The following is a 214-nucleotide window of genomic DNA, read 5'->3' on the forward strand; positions in this document are numbered from 1 at the left end:
ATTCGGACTCGCTTTCGCTACGGCTTCCCCACACGGGTTAACCTCGCAACACACCGCAAACTCGCAGGCTCATTCTTCAAAAGGCACGCAGTCACGAGAACAAGGCAAGCCTTGTTCCGACGCTCCCACGGCTTGTAGGCACACGGTTTCAGGTACTATTTCACTCCCCTCCCGGGGTACTTTTCACCATTCCCTCACGGTACTATCCGCTATC

Annotated in this window: 1 rRNA gene; it reads right to left on the minus strand. The window is 55.1% G+C overall.

The features are described from left to right. Positions 1-214, minus strand: a 23S ribosomal RNA gene (locus ADK36_RS18035); the annotation flags it as partial.

This window comes from Streptomyces viridochromogenes, assembly GCF_001270495.1.
Classification (GTDB): Bacteria; Actinomycetota; Actinomycetes; order Streptomycetales; family Streptomycetaceae; genus Streptomyces; species Streptomyces viridochromogenes_A.